At 34.9% G+C, this 19,827-nt stretch carries 19 protein-coding genes; 3 read left to right on the top strand and 16 right to left on the bottom strand.

Features of this window, described 5'->3' with window-relative positions:
• Positions 1-344 precede the first annotated feature (344 nt).
• The 4 genes from AC4FQ5_RS02380 to AC4FQ5_RS02365 form a co-directional block, all read right to left on the bottom strand.
• A complete protein-coding gene (locus AC4FQ5_RS02380) occupies positions 345-1,109 on the bottom strand; it encodes a succinate dehydrogenase/fumarate reductase iron-sulfur subunit (RefSeq protein ID WP_491140896.1) in 765 nt (254 codons plus the stop codon).
• 1,339 nt (positions 1,110-2,448) lie between these two features.
• Positions 2,449-2,604, bottom strand: coding sequence for a hypothetical protein (locus tag AC4FQ5_RS02375; protein WP_491140895.1), 156 nt, complete (start codon positions 2,602-2,604; stop codon positions 2,449-2,451).
• Positions 2,605-2,661: 57 nt separating this feature from the next.
• Positions 2,662-3,015, bottom strand: coding sequence for a hypothetical protein (locus AC4FQ5_RS02370; protein WP_491140894.1), 354 nt, complete (start codon positions 3,013-3,015; stop codon positions 2,662-2,664).
• Positions 3,016-3,037: 22 nt separating this feature from the next.
• Positions 3,038-3,232, bottom strand: coding sequence for a hypothetical protein (locus tag AC4FQ5_RS02365; protein WP_491140893.1), 195 nt, complete (start codon positions 3,230-3,232; stop codon positions 3,038-3,040).
• A 517-nt stretch (positions 3,233-3,749) separates the two neighbouring features.
• On the opposite strand from AC4FQ5_RS02365, the gene AC4FQ5_RS02360 reads away from it, so the two are divergent.
• Positions 3,750-4,346: a Crp/Fnr family transcriptional regulator gene (locus AC4FQ5_RS02360; protein WP_491140892.1), complete on the top strand. Its 597-nt coding sequence runs from the start codon at positions 3,750-3,752 to the stop codon at positions 4,344-4,346.
• Between the two features lie 1,005 nt (positions 4,347-5,351).
• A complete protein-coding gene (ccoG, locus tag AC4FQ5_RS02355) occupies positions 5,352-6,806 on the top strand; it encodes a cytochrome c oxidase accessory protein CcoG (protein WP_491140891.1) in 1,455 nt (484 codons plus the stop codon).
• Positions 6,807-7,005: 199 nt separating this feature from the next.
• Here the strand turns inward: ccoG and AC4FQ5_RS02350 are convergent, their stop codons facing one another.
• From AC4FQ5_RS02350 to AC4FQ5_RS02310, 9 genes are all read right to left on the bottom strand, one after another.
• Positions 7,006-7,521, bottom strand: a complete 516-nt coding sequence (locus tag AC4FQ5_RS02350) for a CinA family protein (protein WP_491140890.1) — start codon at positions 7,519-7,521, stop codon at positions 7,006-7,008.
• A gap of 51 nt (positions 7,522-7,572) precedes the next feature.
• Positions 7,573-7,911, bottom strand: coding sequence for a CCC motif membrane protein (locus tag AC4FQ5_RS02345; protein ID WP_491140889.1), 339 nt, complete (start codon positions 7,909-7,911; stop codon positions 7,573-7,575).
• 84 nt (positions 7,912-7,995) lie between these two features.
• Positions 7,996-8,133, bottom strand: coding sequence for a hypothetical protein (locus tag AC4FQ5_RS02340; protein WP_491140888.1), 138 nt, complete (start codon positions 8,131-8,133; stop codon positions 7,996-7,998).
• Positions 8,134-8,546: 413 nt separating this feature from the next.
• Positions 8,547-8,999 carry a PA2169 family four-helix-bundle protein gene (locus AC4FQ5_RS02335; RefSeq protein ID WP_491140887.1) on the bottom strand — a complete coding sequence of 151 codons (453 nt, stop codon included), beginning with the start codon at positions 8,997-8,999 and terminating at the stop codon, positions 8,547-8,549.
• Positions 9,000-9,043: 44 nt separating this feature from the next.
• Positions 9,044-9,658, bottom strand: coding sequence for a DUF4142 domain-containing protein (locus tag AC4FQ5_RS02330; RefSeq protein WP_491140886.1), 615 nt, complete (start codon positions 9,656-9,658; stop codon positions 9,044-9,046).
• A gap of 80 nt (positions 9,659-9,738) precedes the next feature.
• Positions 9,739-10,704, bottom strand: a complete 966-nt coding sequence (locus AC4FQ5_RS02325; RefSeq protein WP_491140885.1) for a gluconolaconase — start codon at positions 10,702-10,704, stop codon at positions 9,739-9,741.
• A gap of 5 nt (positions 10,705-10,709) precedes the next feature.
• On the bottom strand, positions 10,710-11,888 hold the full coding sequence (locus tag AC4FQ5_RS02320; RefSeq protein ID WP_491140884.1) for a PQQ-dependent sugar dehydrogenase: 1,179 nt from the start codon (positions 11,886-11,888) through the stop codon (positions 10,710-10,712).
• 57 nt (positions 11,889-11,945) lie between these two features.
• Positions 11,946-12,506 carry a YciE/YciF ferroxidase family protein gene (locus tag AC4FQ5_RS02315; protein WP_491140883.1) on the bottom strand — a complete coding sequence of 187 codons (561 nt, stop codon included), beginning with the start codon at positions 12,504-12,506 and terminating at the stop codon, positions 11,946-11,948.
• A 401-nt stretch (positions 12,507-12,907) separates the two neighbouring features.
• A complete protein-coding gene (locus AC4FQ5_RS02310) occupies positions 12,908-13,501 on the bottom strand; it encodes a Crp/Fnr family transcriptional regulator (RefSeq protein ID WP_491140882.1) in 594 nt (197 codons plus the stop codon).
• A 285-nt stretch (positions 13,502-13,786) separates the two neighbouring features.
• On the opposite strand from AC4FQ5_RS02310, the gene AC4FQ5_RS02305 reads away from it, so the two are divergent.
• Complete coding sequence (locus AC4FQ5_RS02305; RefSeq protein WP_491140881.1) at positions 13,787-14,167, top strand: prevent-host-death protein; 381 nt, start codon at positions 13,787-13,789, stop codon at positions 14,165-14,167.
• 379 nt (positions 14,168-14,546) lie between these two features.
• Here the strand turns inward: AC4FQ5_RS02305 and AC4FQ5_RS02300 are convergent, their stop codons facing one another.
• From AC4FQ5_RS02300 to AC4FQ5_RS02290, 3 genes are all read right to left on the bottom strand, one after another.
• Positions 14,547-14,789: a hypothetical protein gene (locus AC4FQ5_RS02300; protein ID WP_491140880.1), complete on the bottom strand. Its 243-nt coding sequence runs from the start codon at positions 14,787-14,789 to the stop codon at positions 14,547-14,549.
• A gap of 11 nt (positions 14,790-14,800) precedes the next feature.
• Positions 14,801-17,062: a cytochrome-c oxidase, cbb3-type subunit II gene (ccoO, locus tag AC4FQ5_RS02295; protein WP_491140879.1), complete on the bottom strand. Its 2,262-nt coding sequence runs from the start codon at positions 17,060-17,062 to the stop codon at positions 14,801-14,803.
• Between the two features lie 2,037 nt (positions 17,063-19,099).
• Entirely contained in the window at positions 19,100-19,723 is a 624-nt protein-coding gene (locus AC4FQ5_RS02290; RefSeq protein ID WP_491140878.1) for a flavin reductase family protein, read from the bottom strand.
• Between the last annotated feature and the right edge of the window lie 104 nt (positions 19,724-19,827).

Here is a 19,827-nt window from a genome sequence, read left to right as displayed (position 1 = left end):
ATAAACAAAATTCCATGATAAATGGCTGAAGCATAATAAATATTTCATATATAACTGTGATTAAGTGTGAACAATTTTAGTAAAATGGTTAAATAATTTCTTATGACGATAGTCATAAGGAAATACCATAAATAATAAAAAAACAGGACCAATAACTGAAATGTGTATCTGTCAATTGACTGAAAGCTACAATAAGCAAGATTCATACAACACAACCCAGAAGAAGGGCAGTAAATAGCTACCTTCTTCTTTAGTAAAATTCCGTATCTGAATGATATATAATATATTTACGAACGCAAATACCTACTCCACTCCTCTATACATTAGAGCCAATATTGATGAATCTATTTATCCAACCAAGCGGACATATATTCACGATTCATTCTGGCGATATTTTCTAGAGAAATATGTTTTGGGCACTCAATCTCGCACGCTCCTATTACCGAACAGTTGCCAAACCCTTCGTCATCCATTGCTTTGACCATATTGAGAACACGTCTTTTTGCCTCTACTCGCCCTTGCGGTAATAATGCAAGATGAGAAACTTTGGCTCCTACAAAAAGCATGGCCGCACCATTCGGGCAACACGCAACACAAGCTCCACAGCTAATGCATGCCGCAGCATCCATTGCTTTATCTGCATCCTCCTTGTCCACTAATATTGAGTTTGCATCCAATGTATTACCGGAAGTGTTGACTGAAATAAAACCTCCCGCAGCCATGATTCTATCAAATGAGCTTCGATCGATGATCAGATCCTTAATTACCGGAAAAGCTCTACTCCGAAAGGGTTCTATTACGATGGTCTGCCCATCATGAAACATTCTCATATGAAGCTGGCATGTTGCAATTCCCGTATCCGGTCCATGAGCTCTCCCATTAATATACAAGGAGCACATTCCGCAAATGCCTTCCCTGCAGTCATGGTCGAAAGCTACCGGCTCTAAATTTTGATCAATAAGATTGGCATTCAACTTATCGAGCATTTCAAGAAAAGAAGATTCGGTTGATACGTCAGAAATTTCGTAGATCTCAAAAGAACCTTGTGTACGATTATTTTTCTGTCTCCAAATCTTTAGTGTTAAGTTGAGATTTTGTTTTGTAGTCATAGTCATAATATTTGTGTGATTACTGTTCGCCAGTATGACAGATAAAGCTACAATACAGTAAATTGTATTACTATGAGGATAGTCATATCAAGTTGAGAATTTAATAATTATTTTTATAATTGATAAAAAGGAGAGGAAGACCTCCTGCTGGGACTGTGTTTCTGATGAATAATTAAAAAGATTATACTATAGCAACTGTTGAATTTAAGAAAGAGGATTTTGTAAGAGGAGATTTTGATGAATTTCATATTGAATATAAGATGAGCGAGATCGGAAGTGGAAGTAATTTAATCATCTAAATCTACATGATGATGGAATTGCTGAGGTAGTTCAAGTGCCGATACGGCGTTCAAATGATTCTATCTTGATCTGTTTTTCTGATCCTAGAAACGGAAGACTGATTTTTGAAAATTAGGTTTAATTTAAGATTGTGTTTTCTTATTATTATTTGAGTTTATATTGAGAAAGAGAGCAAACGTTTGTTTGCTCTCTTTGTTCAAATGAGTTGATCATCTAAGTTATTGATCAGGACGTACTGGCTGAACTTCCCCTGTTGGCATTGACTGAAACAAATGCGGAAAGATCATTTGTAAATAAAATACGCAACAATTGTAAGCGGTATTAAAGATAATAAAATAATAATCCAGATATTTGGATTGTTTTTCTTTTGTGATTTGTTTCCATACTGTTTAGTTATAGGTTGTTTCTTGATCTATATTATTTCAAATTGTCATTAAATATTTAAGCTTTCATTCGTCAACTGTTTTTACGTCATTATAAATTCAATGCTTATTGATTCATCGGGGCAGTCTCAATTCGTTTGAAATAATGATCAGAACGCAATTGCTGTTCACTAATAAAGAAAGTTAAAGTTGGTAAGCCAATTTGACAAAGGGTTTTACCATACATTTCCCTCCTCTCACGGTTCTAAGCTAGCCGCAGAGGTAGCTTTAAGACAGTGATGTTAATAATGCTGCAAATGTTTAAAAATCCTTGAGCAATGAAAGCATAGTTTTTTTTCATTTCATCAGAATTGCTACTGCATTTCGCTTTCTTTGATTAACTACAATTTCATTTGGAGTCTCTATTTTAGTCAACCGGAATTGTATTTATTACTTTTCATACAGTCCACCGTCGCGAAGGTTGACTATAGGACCATCAATCATTACCAGACCTTTTAAATTGTTGACATATAAAGATCGATTTGGATTTCTAAAATATCTTAGTAAACGTTTCGGATCCTTGGCATTCACGAGCATGACCGTCCCATCTCCTTTACATACTCCAAGAAAACCATTCTGTACAATGAGTACCGTCCCGCTTCCTAAACCAACCCTAGTTAATCATGATGTTTTACAACGGTATAAGCGAGTTTGTTATAGCTGGTTTTTTGAGAATACAATGTGTCTACAATACAGTTTTTCAAAAATCCTAAACCTTGCTGCAGCTCAAGGCATATCAGTGGAGTATTTTCATGAGGATTATTTGATATCATTTTTCCCGGAATACACAGAGCACCCATATGCCTGCTATGGTAAAACCATCTTCGTTCCTATATTTTTCGTGCAGAACATTCAAAATCTGAGTATATTATACAAGTAAATAGAGGTCTGATTTCCACAAATAATACCACATGTGCTGCACTTAATCTTCCAAGCAGTTCATTGTTGGAAAGATTGTCATTGTTTAAATGAATGCTGTCCAAATTGGTAAAACCCAATTGAAAAAGTGCATGTTTATAAAATTTCTGAAAATGAACATAGGTATTACAGTCTGATGTGATAATTTCTATACGGCTACTCTTTTTATCTGTTAAAAAAGACAAGAGGTCTACAGATTCTGTTGTATGATCCATCAACTCATTGCAGTTTATAAGAACCAGTCTGCCTTTTGGATCCTTTTTCATGAGCTATAACTAATGTTTGTTATTAATCCTGATCATTTAGCTGTAAATTGTCTGACGAGCGCCTGGTAATCGTGTCTGACATTTCGGGCACAATTTTGATGGTGTCGGATTTTCGGTCGTTGACCGTTTCTTTAGAATTGTTATTGTTCTGGTATTGCGTCTCGGATTTTATACAGCCCATCAATACCAACAGGATGATTGCTAATGTTAATTTCATAAAAATACGTTTGATTATTTCAAACTTACAACATGAGAAAGTCCTACTTTATGACAATGATCACATCCTTTATTGATAGGAGTTAAAAGTAAGATTGGAATGAATCAGAGTCCGTTAATTTATTGTAAAATTCTGCGCAGTAGACATTTAATAACTGAATATAATTAAAACAATTGTGATGATTTAGCCACCAAAAAGAACAATTAAAACGACGTATGATTCAAATCATAGTGATAACTATTAAATTCCGCATACATTTGTTAATCTGATTACGGTTACTATCGGCTCCACTTCAACAGGAAATAAACAAGTCAGTCTCAAAAGAAGGTCGTCTCATAAATATCAATAAAGTGACAGCACATTAATCCATTCTTCATGTATTTTGCACTAATCTCAATGGATTGTTATCAACCATACCCGATAGCATACAGCAATTTACGATTTATTTAGTAATCTAATGATTCTTTGATAGCACTAGGTTCGGAATCTCATTTACCAATCATAAAATAAACAAACTATGTCTATTAAAAAAAATCTACTGTACTCCAACGGAGCCATAGAAGAACATTACAATGCCGGCGATTATATATTCAGAGAGAGCGGAATGCCTCATTTTTACTATCAAGTATCAACGGGCGAAGTAAAACTCAACAACTATCATCCTGACGGTAAAGAATTTATTCAAACTATTTTGAGACCTGATGAATCTTTTGGAACATCCATGCTTTTCATTCATAAAGTCTATCCGGTAAATGCTGTAGCGATCTCAAAATGTGTGATCACAAAAATACATAAGGAAAGCTTTTTTAAGCTCCTAGAACAACAGCCCCACCTGTATATTGATGTATATAAATCTTTGTCAGAACAACTGTACAAAAAATTCGTACTGATGAGAAAAATATCCTGTCACAATGCGTCAGAAAGATTAAAAGAGATCATGCAAATGATGAAAGATGAGCATGACGATCAGTCACCATTTTCATTCGAAGTTCCTCTGACCAGACAACAATTAGCATCACTTACAGGCTTATGCATTGAAACGACCATTAGAACCATTAAAAAGATGGAACGGGAAAAAATCCTCCAAATTAAGAATCGAAAAATTTTATATTAAAACTTTAAAAGATTAATACTAAATAATTAATTATTTAAATGAAGTACCATACATTTCTTTATTATTTACTTTTTGTCAGCATTTCTTTTACACTATCAGTCAGATCAACTAATTATCACGCTCGAAAGAAATATAAGTAAACAATGGCGATACGAGCCTATTTTCAAATATGCAGCGGAAGCACATAGATGAAAAGCCATGATAACCATACAAAATTCTTTGAAGAAGATTTGGGAAGATCAACAGCACTATATGAGTATCAACAAATAACCATCAACTCTCCTCTATGCTCCCGAAATGGAGATTGGCAATGATTACGCATATCCGCGGAATAGTGATCCCACAAAATCCTACGCCTACGATAAATATTTTCTTTTTGATAAAAACAGAAACCAGATAGTTACAGTGGTCAACTTGATTAAATTTTATTGCCCACTTACAAACTCCGACTTCTTTTTACACTTGGCATTTTCAAACGCCTGGGATACTACATCAATCTAAAGATTTAGTGCAATACTGAACCATTTTGATGAAAATGGGAAAGACATTATACAAAGTATACTGATGCCGGGACAAAACGTTTGTGAATTACTGCTTTTATCGATGAAAAATATCCTGGAAATGCCGAAGCACTTTTACCTGTAAAATTGTAAAAATCCGTAGAAACAACTTCTTCCAGTTGCTTGCTGAAAATATGGATGTTTCTATAGATATTAACCAATTCCTCTCTAAAAGATTATTTTAATAGTATATGATGATGCAAAGCAATTTGTCACTACAAACTGATATTCGAATCATAGGCGCCCTTAATTACTTCAAAAGTTACAGTAATAATCAGGACAAATATTTATTTGAAGTCTATCTAACGAGAAAACAACTGACATCAATTACTGGCCTGAGAATTGAACTGTTATCAGAACCATCAAGAAAATGGAAAAAGAAAATATAGTTAAACTTGAAAACAGCAATTGTAGTACTTTAAGCATCAATTAAATATTCATTCACATGTCAGAATTAGAAGAAACAGAACTTCGTGGGGGACAGGGGCAAGTTCTGGACCCAGAAACGTACCGTGATTCGATAGGTACAATGGAACAATCTGGAAAAAGAAAATGGGTATTTCCTAAAAAACCTAAAGGGAGGTATACCAACTACAGAAATATGGTTGCGTATACTTTATTAACATTTTATTTTGCTGTTCCATTTATTACCATCAATGGAAATCCATTTTTACAATTTGATCTGATTAACCGACAATTCTTTATTATAGGATTACCGTTTTATCCTCAGGATTTCTACCTTTTGACGTTGGGAGCCATCATATCGTTGATTTGTATCATCATTTTTACCATTGCGTTCGGAAGAATTTTTTGTGGTTGGATTTGTCCACAAACTATTTTTCTTGAAAATGTATTCAGAAAAATTGAATATGCCATTGAAGGTGATCGCAACAGACAAATGAAGCTTGACCGTCAGGAGTGGGACATGGAAAAGATTTGGAAAAGAGGGTTAAAGTGGACAATATATGCAGTCCTGTCATTGATCTTCACACACTTTATGTTTATGTACATTGTGGGATACAAAGAGGTCATCAGAATAGTCTCAGAAGGGCCATTTGCTCATCCCACCAATTTCATTGCGATGATTCTGCTTAGTGCAGCATTTTACTTTGTATTTGCATGGTTCAGAGAACAGGTTTGCACATTGGTATGTCCGTACGGAAGACTTCAGGGAGTACTCATCGACAAAGAAACCATCAATGTATTTTATGACTTTAACAGAGGTGAAAACCGTTCAAAATGGCGCAAAGGGGAAGATCGAAAAGCTGCAGGAAAGGGCGATTGTATCGATTGTTACCAGTGTGTAGTGGTATGCCCGACCGGCATTGACATTCGAGACGGCCAGCAATTGGAATGTGTGAATTGTACGGCATGTATCGATGCTTGTGATGAAGTAATGGATAAAGTGGGATTACCCCGAGGCCTGGTAAGATATGCTACTGAAACAGAGATCGAAACCCAAAAACCAACCAAATTCACCACCAGAATGGCGAGTTTTCTAGTTATTCTCATTGGTTTACAGTTCTTATTAGGCTTTATGCTCTATAATCGGGGTGAAATGGAGGTTAAATTTATTAAGCCTGCAGGAAGTACATTTTTTATCAGAGATAGCAAAATCACAAATACCTACAATTACACTTTTTTAAATAAATCAAACAATAAAAAAACGGTTACCATTAAGATTATAGAACCGAAAAACGGTGACATCACGTACAGTGCTTCAAGCAGAATTATTGTTCAGAGGGATCAAATTACAAAGGGGTCGATCAACATCAGTTTTCCTGAAAATCAAATGAAGTTATCTAAACAAAATATCAGCATTGGGGTATATGATGAAAATGGTACTCTGCTCGATAGTTATGATACGTATTTTGAAGGCCCGTTTAAGCTTCAATTTTAATTAAAAGCACAACACTTAGTATCATGCAACCGAGCCAATCGATTTCTATTGGCTCACGATAAATAATTACCGTGTTCATAAAAGTGTCTATCAATATAAGCTTTATCAGACTATGGTACAATTCACGATTTTTTTTCGCGTTTTACTTCGAAATATAATTGACAATAATTTTGTACAAAAAATTATCACTATGAAATATTTAAATATTTGCCTCATTTTTGAAATGACGATACGATTTTACCTGGATGAGAAATTTTTCTAAAATCTCTTCCGTATAATATAATTTAATCCGTAAAGAATCTGAACCACCCAATGCCTCCAATTTTTGTGAAAAAACAATTTTGTCTTTATGGAAAATAGAATAATAGGCGAAAGTCTCATAGGCAGATTGCCTCTCCGGAATACAGTACCCGGAAACAGCAATACACCAGTCAGTTTCAAAAAGCTTATAGGCATGGCGGCCCATGGTCTCGGCAATGAACGTAGAGACGTTATTACAGTTTTTAATTTCTGCAAAGTCTACTTTGAGCAGTTTGACTATCTTTTCAGGACTATGAACGGTAATACCTCCTTTATAGAATAATTTGGAGTTGGTCATTTCAGAAAATGCTACCTGCATCAGCCCAGCTGTCACGCTTTCAGCAATGGAGACTGTCTCATTTCCATTCATTAAAATTTCGCTGATCTCATTTAATAATTCTTTGTTAAATTCCATTTTATTGATGTTTTCTGGGTTATTTTTAAAGTTGTTAAGCGGTATTTTCAACTACTTCATCTCATTAAAAAAAATCTTGGGATTGGAAATTGCTTCCATCCCATACATATTAAGTACAACGATTAAATAAACAATATAGATAGCGCTCATGGTTATCCCAATGATACTGAGTACTCTTCCCGTCTTGAGACTGTCGAAATTATCATACTGATCTGTATTTTTAATATACGTCGCATAATCTTTTTTATATAGAATCAAGGCGATAATTCCGGTAGCAATTCCTGGAATACCATAGCAGCAACAGAGAGCAATGGATGATATTCCTAAGACCAAGACTGCAGTACTGTATGGCAACCTGGTTTTTTTCCTGTCTAGTTGTCTAATTTTCATTTCTTTTTTGTTAATGGTGAATTACTTAAAACTAAGGAATTGGATTCGACGAAATTAAACTTTCGCGATAAAGCATTTTAACAATTATTTTAAAGTCAAACTGTCCCGATCTAGTTTTACTTCTTTAGATTGAGGATCGTCATTATCATCCGGATCACATTTGCAAGAAACACCAGTGATCAACAGTAATGCAGCGGTAACAAAAATCTTAAGTTTTATCATTGTCGTATTTTTATGGTTTGTTATTCGTATATAATTAATAGGAAATATAAAATTACCTTAGATAGAAATGGTTATCTGTTTATGCATGAGTAATCATATCAAATATAAACGGTTGTGCATCTATAGTCTATTATGATAGTCATAAAGCTCATTTTCATTGGCTAAAGTTTTAATAAGTTTTACAAGGAAAACTTTACAGCTCCCTTTCACAGATTCAGAATGCCTCAGTAGCATGGGTATCGTCGATAATTATTGTCTTATTAAAAAAATTCATAACCAAGAGAAAACGATTCCCGATGATGCATGCAGAACAGTTGATCGGTTTTAAGATCATTTTAAATCAAATCTTTTGAATTTAAAACAAAAAACTCCTGTAACTTTCGTAGACAGGAGTACTCATTTACAATATAAAATTAGTCTGAATTTCTTTCTAAACTGTTAAATTTATTATAAGAAGATTTCAGTTGCTCCAGTTGATTTGCTATAAGAAATGTGCTTTCTGAGCAAAGATCACCGCCGTCTAAAGCTTTTTGATAGCTGTCGATTGCGGCTTTCTCACCAAACACAACGTTTTCCAAAGTAGCTTCAGTGTTATCTCCGTTGAATGAATTTTTCAGATCAATCCATGTTCTGTGTAATGCCCCGGCAGTAGTTGAAGTATCATCTGCTGTTCCACCCCTTTCAGTTATCAAACCAATCAGATCAGATCTCATGGTTTGAGATTCTCTAACCATCTCTTCGTAATCATTTCTTAAGTAGGAATGTTGATCGCATACTTTATCTTCAACTTTGCTGAAACCTTTTATTCTGTCGTTAGTAATGTTAAACAAATCATTTAAAGTTGCTACTGTTTTTTTAGGATCCATAATATTTTTAACTGGTGTTAAAAATTGTCAAATAAGCTAGAAGCTTATTTCACGGCATTTTTTGCCTTTTCAGATTCCATTAAGTGATGTTCCAGTGCAGGAATTTTTTTATCTGCAAATGATTTCAAAGAAGTTTCAGATCCCTTCGCAGACTCTTTTTTAAAATCAGCAATAGTTTTCTTGTGATCAGTTACCATCTGATCTGTGTAAGCACGATCGAAATCAGCACCTTTTTTTGCCTTCAGCTCATCATATTTCTTCTGTTGATCAGCATCCAAGCTTGCCGGCAAAGTGTAGGCATTCGTTGCCGCCCACTGTTTTAACTCTTCATTTGCTTTACTGTGGTCTTTTAACATCATTTGTCCTAAAGCTTTTACGGTAGCATGGGTAGCATTTTTTGCTGCAAGTTCTCCTGTCATTACTTCCATCATACCACCTTTCGCTGCAGCATCAGCAAATTTTTTATCCTGATCACTTAGTGAAGCAGCTTCTGAGGTATTACCAGAGGTGGCAACAGAATCACCACTCATGGTCATTCCTGAATCAGCTGGAGCAGACATTTCACTGTGGTCTCCTGCATGGTCAGCAGTCGTAGTTTCTTTTTTGTTACATGCTACTGCTGTAGCGATTGCTAAAAGCATTACAATTGATTTTTTCATAATAAATTTTAATTGTTTTGATATTTAAAGTTTTGATATTGTTGTTTTGATAATTGTCTGCAAAAAAAACGATCAGATACTTATTTTGGCAAAGGCATTAGTCGCGCCTGTTGGATTTCAAATCTTTTGGAGGGAACATGAGTACTGTCTGAAAGTTCCGAAAATTTAGCATTCATAATCCAGACTTTATCATTGGCCATCGTTGCAGTAGAAGGATAAGTAAATCGGTCTGCTACGAGAGTGGATGCTGACAATTTTGCTGAAGCGAAATTATCTTCTGAAGTAAGTTCGTATATTTTATCACTTCCACCATTTTGCACTACCACAAGTTTTTGACTTCCCGTCAGTAAAAGTCCGTCCCCGTTCATGAAAAACTGCTCGCTAGCGACCTTGCTGATATTTTTTGGATTTCTTAAGTCAATTTTATAAATTGCTCCTGTTCCACTGCTCACCGTGAGCAAATAACCGGAAGGATGATAAACGATTCCGTTGAGTCCTATGCCTTCCGTTTTAAACATCGCACTGTCTGCAAAAACCGATGCATGACCGTCTGGAGTCACTTTATAAATCACATTGGAAAAACTGTCAGTCACATACACATTTTTTTGATCGTCAAAGGTAAGATCATTCGTAAAATGATTTCCGGGGACTAATTTTGATAGATCAATATCGTCAGTTTTCTTTCCTGTTGCCATATCAATGCCAATCAGTCTTGCCATTTTTTTTCTCGTATCTGGAGAAGTAAATTTGCTGTAATTTGCATCGCTTACGCAGACAAACAAACGTTTACCATCCGGATGTACCTTCATTCCGTAAGTTGATTTAAATGAAAGATCATTGATCAGCAAACTATAAACACCAGCTGGAGTAACCTTTCCAACACTGCCAAGTCTTGCTGAAGAAACAAAGTACACATTTGAAATCCTGTCATAAGCAATTCCCTCCGGATATGTTTCGAGTGCGTTAAACTCGATTCTTACTGTGGGCTGATCAGGAATGGCTGACGCACATCCTACCATTAATATACAAAATACTAATTTTTTCATAGTTTTTATTTTTGCTTAATACTGTAAAGAACACCGTTGGCATCATCAGATATATATACTGTACCGGATTTTGAGATCGCTATTCCTGCAGGTCTTCCGAATCTCGTTTTACCTTTAAGAAAACCAGTTAGAAAATCTTCTGCACTTCCCGGCTGTCCATTAGAAAATTTGATTCGCTGCACTTTAAATCCTACAGGTTTGCTTCTGTTCCACGATCCGTGCCAGCTAACCAACGCGTCCCCATTGTAAGGAGATCCTGCCGGGAAAAACTGAAATCCGATAGGCGCCATATGAGCCTGATATTCAGTGGTAGAAGGTTCAGTTGTTTCGACCCATTTTTCTTTGCTGTTTCCTGCAGGATCTTCACGGGTTTTATCGACTTCTTTTTTAGCATAGGCTAAAGGATAACCGTAATTTTTACCTTCTTTGATATTGTTCAATTCTTCAGGCGGCCAATCATCGCCTTTTGCATCTCCTCCGTTATCCATTCCCCAAAGTTCCTTTGTCTGCGGATGCCAGTCAAAACCTATAGTATTCCGAAGTCCTGATGCGAAAATCATTCTTTTCCCTGTTGCTGGATCCACCTGTATCATGGCTGCAGCCTCTCGGTCTGATTCTTTACAATCGTTGCAGAGCGTTCCGATGGATATGTAGAGTTTTCCGTCTGGTCCGAAATCCATCGTTCTGTTCGGGTGCTGACCTGCGCTCGGCATATCATTAAACAGCATTTCTTTTTCGGAAAGTGTACCGTCAGGATTTACTTTATATCTGCGCAGCTCATTATTGTTACACAAATACATCAATCCATCTTTCATCGTAATTCCGTGAACTCCTTTGAATTCTGCAGCTACGGTTTTTACTTCCTCAAATTTACCGTCATTATTGAGATCCTTCAAAAGCAATACGTCCCCTGTATCACGTCTCGTGATGTACAGATTTCCTTTCGGAGTAAGATAAAGCATTCTTGGTTTCCCTAAACCGGACGCAGCTAGGGATACTGTCCAACCTTCCGGAACTTTCAAAAGATTGACCATTTCCGGTAGAAAATCAAGATGCTCAGGATAGTTGGTAGAATGGGTAATTTTGATTATTTCCTTGGGCGGTAATCCTCTCTGCGCTGCTACTGATGAAAATACAAAAGCCGTAACGAGAGGGATAACTTTAAAAATATATTGCTTGCTCATCTATTATAGGGATTTAAAAAACATCAAGCTGCATAGCGCAGCTTGATGAAAGGTTATTTAATCATTCTCCTCCTCAGCAGCATCAAAATTGATAGAATTATACGCTGAGTCCGTAAGCAATGCGTCCGCTTCTTTTTCCTCTGCAAGAGTTGCTTCAAGCAGTGAGGCAATTTCGTCTTCTCCAAGGGTTTTTGCAAAAGCAGCCAATGTTCCATATGATGCAATCTCATAATGTTCGATCTTCTGTGAAGCGGAAATAATCCCAGCATCTCTTACAGGACCTGCCTCTGTTTCTTCCATAATACTTTCTCCTTCTTTAATAAGGCCTTCCATGGCATCGCATTTCTTACCACGGTTTGATTCCCCAAGAATTTCAAAGATCTGATCTAATCTCTTCACCTGTCCTTCTGTAACTTTTACATGTTCTTCAATCGCAGATACAAGTTTGGACTCAGTTGCATTTCTAGCCATTTTTGGTAAAGATTTCAACAATGCTCTTTCTGCATAAATAATGTCTTTTAATTCATCTATGAATAACTCTTTCAACCCTTCCGCTGCGGTAGATTTTGCTTTGATTTTACCTGTAGAATTTCCATTTTGATTTTCTGTCTTTTTCATAATAATTGATTTTTGATAATTTTTATAGGTGTATTAACAAAGATCCTTAATAATAACATTCTGTTTTATGACATTAGTCATAAAAAATGATCTACTCAATTTTACATTAGAAAAAGAAGCAACTCTGGTGATTACTAACAGACTTATGAGCTAAAAAATTGATTATTTGCTATAGTATCAATATATCAAAACACCTCAGCATATACCAGCAAGGATACGCAGCTGAGTAATAATTGGTCGTAATATTCATAGCTATAGCAGTATATTTAATTAAAACAGTGCTTTTGGCTTAAAAGGTACTCCCATACTTTCACATAGTTTAAATTCAGGAAAGATGTCCCTATTATTACATCCATTATTAATTGACAAGACGTTTTGTTTAATTTGTATGCTATTATTAATTACATGAAAATTTTTCCATCAATAATTTTAACTATTTTTTCAGATTCCATTGTTTTTACCGTGCGTATAACAGTCTCAACACGCAGACCTGTCAACGAAGCCAACTGCTGTCTTGTAAATGGAACCTCATAGTATTTTGTTGACTGCTTTGTTAATTTTTTAAAATGATCAATTACTGCAATAATCTTTCCACGGGGTTCACTATATGCTATCTGAGTGATCAGCATCATACGATAATTTGCACTATCAGAAATGTGTTGAATGAGTCTGGATTGTATGTCTGGATAAGATATTAGAAATTCATGGAATGTTTCCCTGGGCAATACGTAAACACTGCATTCATTAAGTGCTATTGCATTAATGTTATAAGGTTTGTCAGTAAATAAAAATGTTTCCCCTACCGAATCTCCTGCATGAGAAAAATCATGAATAAATTGACGATTTCCCTCTTTATTGTTTACGACTTTTAAACATCCACTTTTAACCTGAAAATAGTTTTCCGGAACATCGCCTACTAAAAACAGGCCTTCGTCTTTCGTAAGATTGATTAATTCAGCTTTAGAAGCTATAAGCAGCTTTTCATCAATAATCATAATTAGCCATTTATTTGATTGATGATCTTAAAGATTATTTATTCAAATAATCTTTAAGATCATAGGTCATTATAGAATACTGTAAAGTACCATTTATATTTATAGTTCATTATGACCATGATCACCTGATTGAAAAAATATTCAAGATTATGATGATGATTTAGTATATTTTTAACTCCATATTATTTTATGTCAGGAAGTATGGTCTAGAACATACTCTTAAAAATTAATCTTTTATAATTTTAACCCCTTAAAATTATAAGTAAGAATAGCACTATCAAAAACATGAATTACAAACTCGAATTCCGCATTCAAGATCCTTCTTCAAAGCTAATATTTAATAATATATTGTTTGAATCTTTTAAAATAAACATCATTGAGAGATATACAGGACGCATGCATCTCAATGCTAAATTAATTGAAGTCTTTATAAAAGTGCGAACCTTAGATGATCAACTCATTAAGAAAATAGATGGAAACAATAGAATTCGTGTTATCGGTGACGAATTTATTATTTATGAGCAATTAATTAAAGATTTACAATCCTACTACATCCAAAATGAGTTAACCGATGGATTAATCTCTCAACAGGATTATGTATATTTTATTTTAAAACTGGTTCTCAATAATTACGCATTAAATTCGTCATTATCTAAAAAAAGTTAAATTGTGTATATTTTAGCTGAATTTTTTAAGATAGATATGCTTTTGAACACTCAATAATGCATCATTTATTTTCTGAATTTAAATAACTCATAAACAGCATTCTATTTTTGTAACTTGTTGTAATATGTTACCTTGTCGTGTTGGATTTATTATTTTTCTTATAATTCGTCGGTGATTCCTCACTTTTCTCGAAACGGTGGAAGAACCGTTAATCATATTGGCCTATTTGGAATTGGGTTCTGCAGAATTCCCGATTTTATTTTGTAAATAATTTTTGTTATACTCATCTTTAAATCTTCACGCTTCTATTCTTTTCTGTGCGCAACCGACAAATATGAGTATGACCGTAAGCACCGTATAAATCATCCTGTTTTTCATTTTAATTATTTTTTTTAGATTCTCTTTCTCTATCCAAATGCTCTAAGCCCTTTCTATTTGATTGAGATTCAACGGTTCCATCGTCTTCCAAAGGTGCCCGAACTTCTTCACGTTGATGCTTTCTTGTAAAAATGTAAAGTATAATGGCTAAAATCAGCATCATAACACTGATGGTAGATAAAACTCCAAACATCCCATGATGTTCCGTTTCTGGCAAAAAAATTGTAATAAAAGTATTTTTCATCTGCATCATATTTAGTTGGTTGAAGCGGTTTTAATTTCATTGGTTCTGATGTCGGTTCCCAATCTTTGGAGATATGCGATTAAAGCAATAATTTCTTTTTTCTCCAATTCACCTGCCGGTCTTGTAGAATAAGCGGTTCTTAAATCCTGAGCTTCGATAAAAATATCCTTCACTATTTTTGCTGCCTGGTGGTCAGCCCAGCGGTCGGCTGAGTCAATCTGGGCTTTTGTGTAAGGAACATCAAATGCATCTTTCATCAGTTGGATCTTACTGACCATTTTAGACCGGTCTAAATTATTAGAGATCAACCAAGGATATCTCGGCATGATAGAGCCTGCAGATGTAGATCTTGGATTATACATATGTTTGTAATGCCATGAACTCGGATTTCTGCCACCTTCTCTATGCAGATCGGGCCCTGTCCTTTTAGATCCCCAAAGAAATGGTCTGTCATAAATAAATTCGCCAGCTTTTGAATACTGTCCGTTTTTGCCATTGAATCGGGTAATCTCATCTCTGAAAGGTCTCACCATTTGCGTATGACAGGCATTGCATCCTTCACGTATATAAAGATCCCTACCTTCCAGTTCTAATGGTGAGTAAGGTTTGACTGCAGAAATGATCGGTACCGATTTATCCATGGATAGGGTTGGAAGGATCTCAGTCATACTTCCGATTGAAATTGCGAAGAAGGACAAAGCACCCATTAGCACAGGCATACGCTCAAGCCACAGATGAGCTCCTTCCCCTTCTTTACGTTGATTGCTTATTTCTGCTAACGGAAATGCTTCTGCTGGTACATTTTTCTGGAAAGAACCTTTTCTTACGGTCGCAACCAAATTAATTACCATTAATATCCCTCCGGTAAAATAAAATAATCCACCTACAAATCTCAATTCAAAATAAGGAATGACTGCGGTTACAGTATCCAACCAGTTTTTCCAAAGTAATGTCCCATCCGGATTAAACTGTTTCCACATCAGTCCTTGTGTAAAACCAGAAATATACATAGGAATTACATAAAAAATAATTCCTAATGTACCGAGCCAAAAATGCCAGTTCGCCAATTTTACAGACCAAAGCTGAGTACGCCACAAGATCGGAATCAAATAATAGATAACTCCGAAGGCCATAAAACCATTCCATCCTAATGCACCAACATGAACGTGACCAATGACCCAATCTGTAAAATGTCCTATTTTATTGATGTTTTTGGTAGCCAAAAGAGGTCCTTCAAATGTTGCCATTCCATAACATGTTACAGCAACTACGAAAAATTTTAAAATAGGATTTACTCTTACTTTATCCCATGAACCACGCAGAGTTAAGAGACCATTCAGCATACCGCCCCAGGAAGGTGCGATTAGCATAATCGAAAATCCAGTACCAACCGCCTGAGCCCATGCCGGTATCGAAGTATATTGTAAATGATGTGGACCCGCCCAGATATAAACAAATATTAAGGACCAGAAATGAATGATGGAAAGTTTATAAGAAAATACAGGACGGTCTGCTGCCTTTGGCAAAAAATAATACATTAATCCGAGTACTGGTGTTGTCAGAATAAATGCAACAGCATTATGCCCATACCACCATTGCACTACCGCATCTTTTACTCCTGCATACATTGAATAAGACTTCCAGCCTGAAAAACTTAACGGAACTTCAAGATTGTTAAAAATATGAAGCATGACAAAGGCAATCCATGTTCCAACATAAAACCAGATGGCAACGTACAAATGTCTCACTCTGCGTTGAGCAATCGTCAGAAACATATTGAGTCCAAAAACAATCCATGAAAATCCAATCAAAATATCAATCGGCCATTCGTGCTCTGCATACTCTTTTGAAGTATTAATCCCGATGAAGAAAGTGATGTATGTCGCTACGATCATTAATTGCCAAGACCAGAAATGAAGCCAGGAAAGAATATCACTGTACATTCTGGTCTTCAGTAATCTTTGTAGGGAATAATACACTCCTACAAATACATTATTGCAGACAAAGGCAAAAATAACACTCGTCGTATGCAGCATTCTGATCCGGCCAAATCCAAAAGCTCCTTGAGTATTCATCAACCCCTGAATATTTTGTGCAGAAAAGGATTTAATCGTAGAATCGTCTGTTCCGAATAAATATTCCGGAAGTTCAGGATAGAACAACAATAATGCGGCCGTCAATCCAAAGACAAATCCGAAGAGTGAAAATACAACGGTAGCATATAAAAATGCTTTCACGATAGAGTTATCATAACTAAATTTTTGTGGCTCCATAAGAATAATATATTTTATTACAGTTGTAAATGATAAAAATGAGTGTAATTTCAATAAAGTGTGGATTTACTGAACTGCTAACGTCAGTACTTTTCAAATATCTGATGAACTAGAAGTACACTTACTGATCCCGAGATCATAGTACCAACAGAGCCAATTTCACAGGCGCCAGCAGTCGTTAATCTAATTGTTGCTGATAGGAGTCCAGCAACTACGGCTCCGGTAATACTGAGTATAATGGTTAACATCCAAGAGACTTTTGAAAAGTCCCTTAAAATCAATTTAGCTAATATTCCGACGACAGTTCCGACAAAGATCCAAGCCAATAATTCCATAACTTTAAGTTTTATATCTATTAAAAGTATTTTAATTATCTACACATAAATAATATCTGATAAGCGCCAGTTGCTGTTATGGTATCAAAGATTAGAACCTATACTTTTCCTTTACTAAACTGAGAAACTATTAATTCTTCTGACATCTTTTTCTTACCTAAATACATAAACCTTCTTGTGGAAGATCATTTTTTAAATGATAGACATTTGCCGCAGATTTGTCAACAATACTCAAAACATTAGAACAACCCTTAGGATTTTCTAAATACAGTAACTACTATTAATTGATCCAAATAGCCACTGTCATTTGTGTAAACTTTTTGATTTTCATCTTCAATATCTTTTACACGCGTAAACTTATGCTTAGAAATAAGATCATCTAAGTTATCAAATTCATTTTGTCCAATTTGATTGAGTTGGATAGCATCTAAAATCTGAGCATTACTGCAACAAACAACAGAGTGAAATTAAAGAAAGAGATCTCATATTATATATTAATTTGTAGACACTAGAAAGTCACACAACGTAAATCTATTTTATTGGTTTATAAAACTACCAGTCAAAGTTGACATCGTTGTTAATATAAAGGACTTGTCGCAATTTGGTCTGACGTTAAACTAGTTATACTAACGCTTTGTGGTTGCCAGCTTGCTGATCAGCATTAGCGGCTATGTTTAAGAGAGAGCATATTTCAAACAGACACATTGGCTGAACTATCTTTTTGCTACCTAGTTTAGGAAGCCCGCTAGGAGCTGACGAATTTATTGTTTTCATATACTAGATTTGTTTTGGTAATTCAAATTTATTAACCAGAGCAAACTAATCTTATGACAATGATCATATCAACAAACATTTCATAAATTATAGTATATTTTTGCCATGTCAGCTTTGCTGTTGTAGCAACATCATAAGAAATCAATAAATATTAGGCAGTTGATCATTGAAGAATTATTAGGAGGTAGAGAAAGTTAAATTGTCCATTTTTTATGTGCGGGTCAAAGTTTTGTGGCTTTGATTATATACATTGGTAATTCTGCAGATTATGATTAGGTTAGATCCTTCTAGTTTTTTATCAAGATTTAATAGTATTGTTAAATATGATTTTAAGCATATTGTTGGCAATTGATTTTGATTTATTATAGCACAAGATTGTACTAATGCAATTCTTGAAGAACTACAAAAATCAGGTGTAGTTAAAATGGCTAAAAAAAAAACAGTTATTGAGTATATTGGTTGCAGATATAAATTTACTTGACTTCTTCCTTTTTATTCTTCCTATAAATGTCGATTTTTATTCATTTAGGGGTAGGACAAGCGCAGCCAGTTATGTACTTATCATTACTATACTGATTCTTATTAATTTTCTAAAATTAATTTGCGTTAAACATAATTAAAAGAACTTATTTCGTAAAAATGAGTTTTGTAATTCTTTTTTCATTTGACTTAATCGAACCAGATCATCTATAAAAGTGTTTGAAGATATGCTCGTCAAGGTCCCTAAACAGGATTATTGTTTGTGCAATCGTAGAAATTCTCTGTAAATCTTGCACCAAATATTTCGCTATTTATTCAGTTATGGGTACTAGACCGAAAACTCAGAAATATAATATTTATTGATAAGTGATGCACTTCACCAAAATTCGATTTTGTCAAAATAACGACTAAGATTTCACACAATAATTTACGAAAATCAGATCTATTATTAAGATTGCTGTGGCTTCGCATATTTCATTCTTTTAATCAATTTGGTGGTATGATAACCATCAAGAGAAGAGCCGGCAATGGTTCCTGCCTTTTCAATATCAATAATACCAGTTTCTTCCCAAATTTCGTCGGGGAAATACAAATCCACAATTTCCCCAACAATCAATTGTGTACCATTGCTTTTGATAGAAACAATTTCTTTCAATATTAAACCCATTTGAATATTCGACTCTTGAACAAAAGGCGCTGCAAAATTATTTTTGTAATCGATATTCAGTCCGGCAGCATCAAATTCTGACTGTTCCCGCTTGTACCGTGCTGATGTTTGGTGTGCTTTTTCAAAAATATTTTCATTAACGTGGTTAATTGTATAATAGCTTGTTTGCTTAATATTTTCCAAGGTATGTCTTTCAACGGAATCGGGGCGAGAAATGAATCCTACCAAGGTAGGATTTGCACCAATGTGCATCACAGAATTAAAGATAGCAAGATTGGTTTGTCCTTCTTTGTTGGCGGTTCCGATTAAATTAAGACTTTTAAAGCCGCTCAGGGAATTGATCATTGCAATTCTTTTCCTTTCCTCTAAATCGGCTATTTGTTGATTGGTTAAGTGAGTTAACATCAATTATTTTGATTTATTTTTGATTAAAATGTATTTAAATAGGGTTTCCTGATTTGTGTTTTAAAGTTGTTTCCAATTTATCACCGTATTTTGTTCATTGTTTC

The sequence above is a fragment of the Chryseobacterium sp. DT-167 genome (genome assembly GCF_058310155.1).
This window is presented reverse-complemented; position numbering and strand designations above follow the sequence as displayed.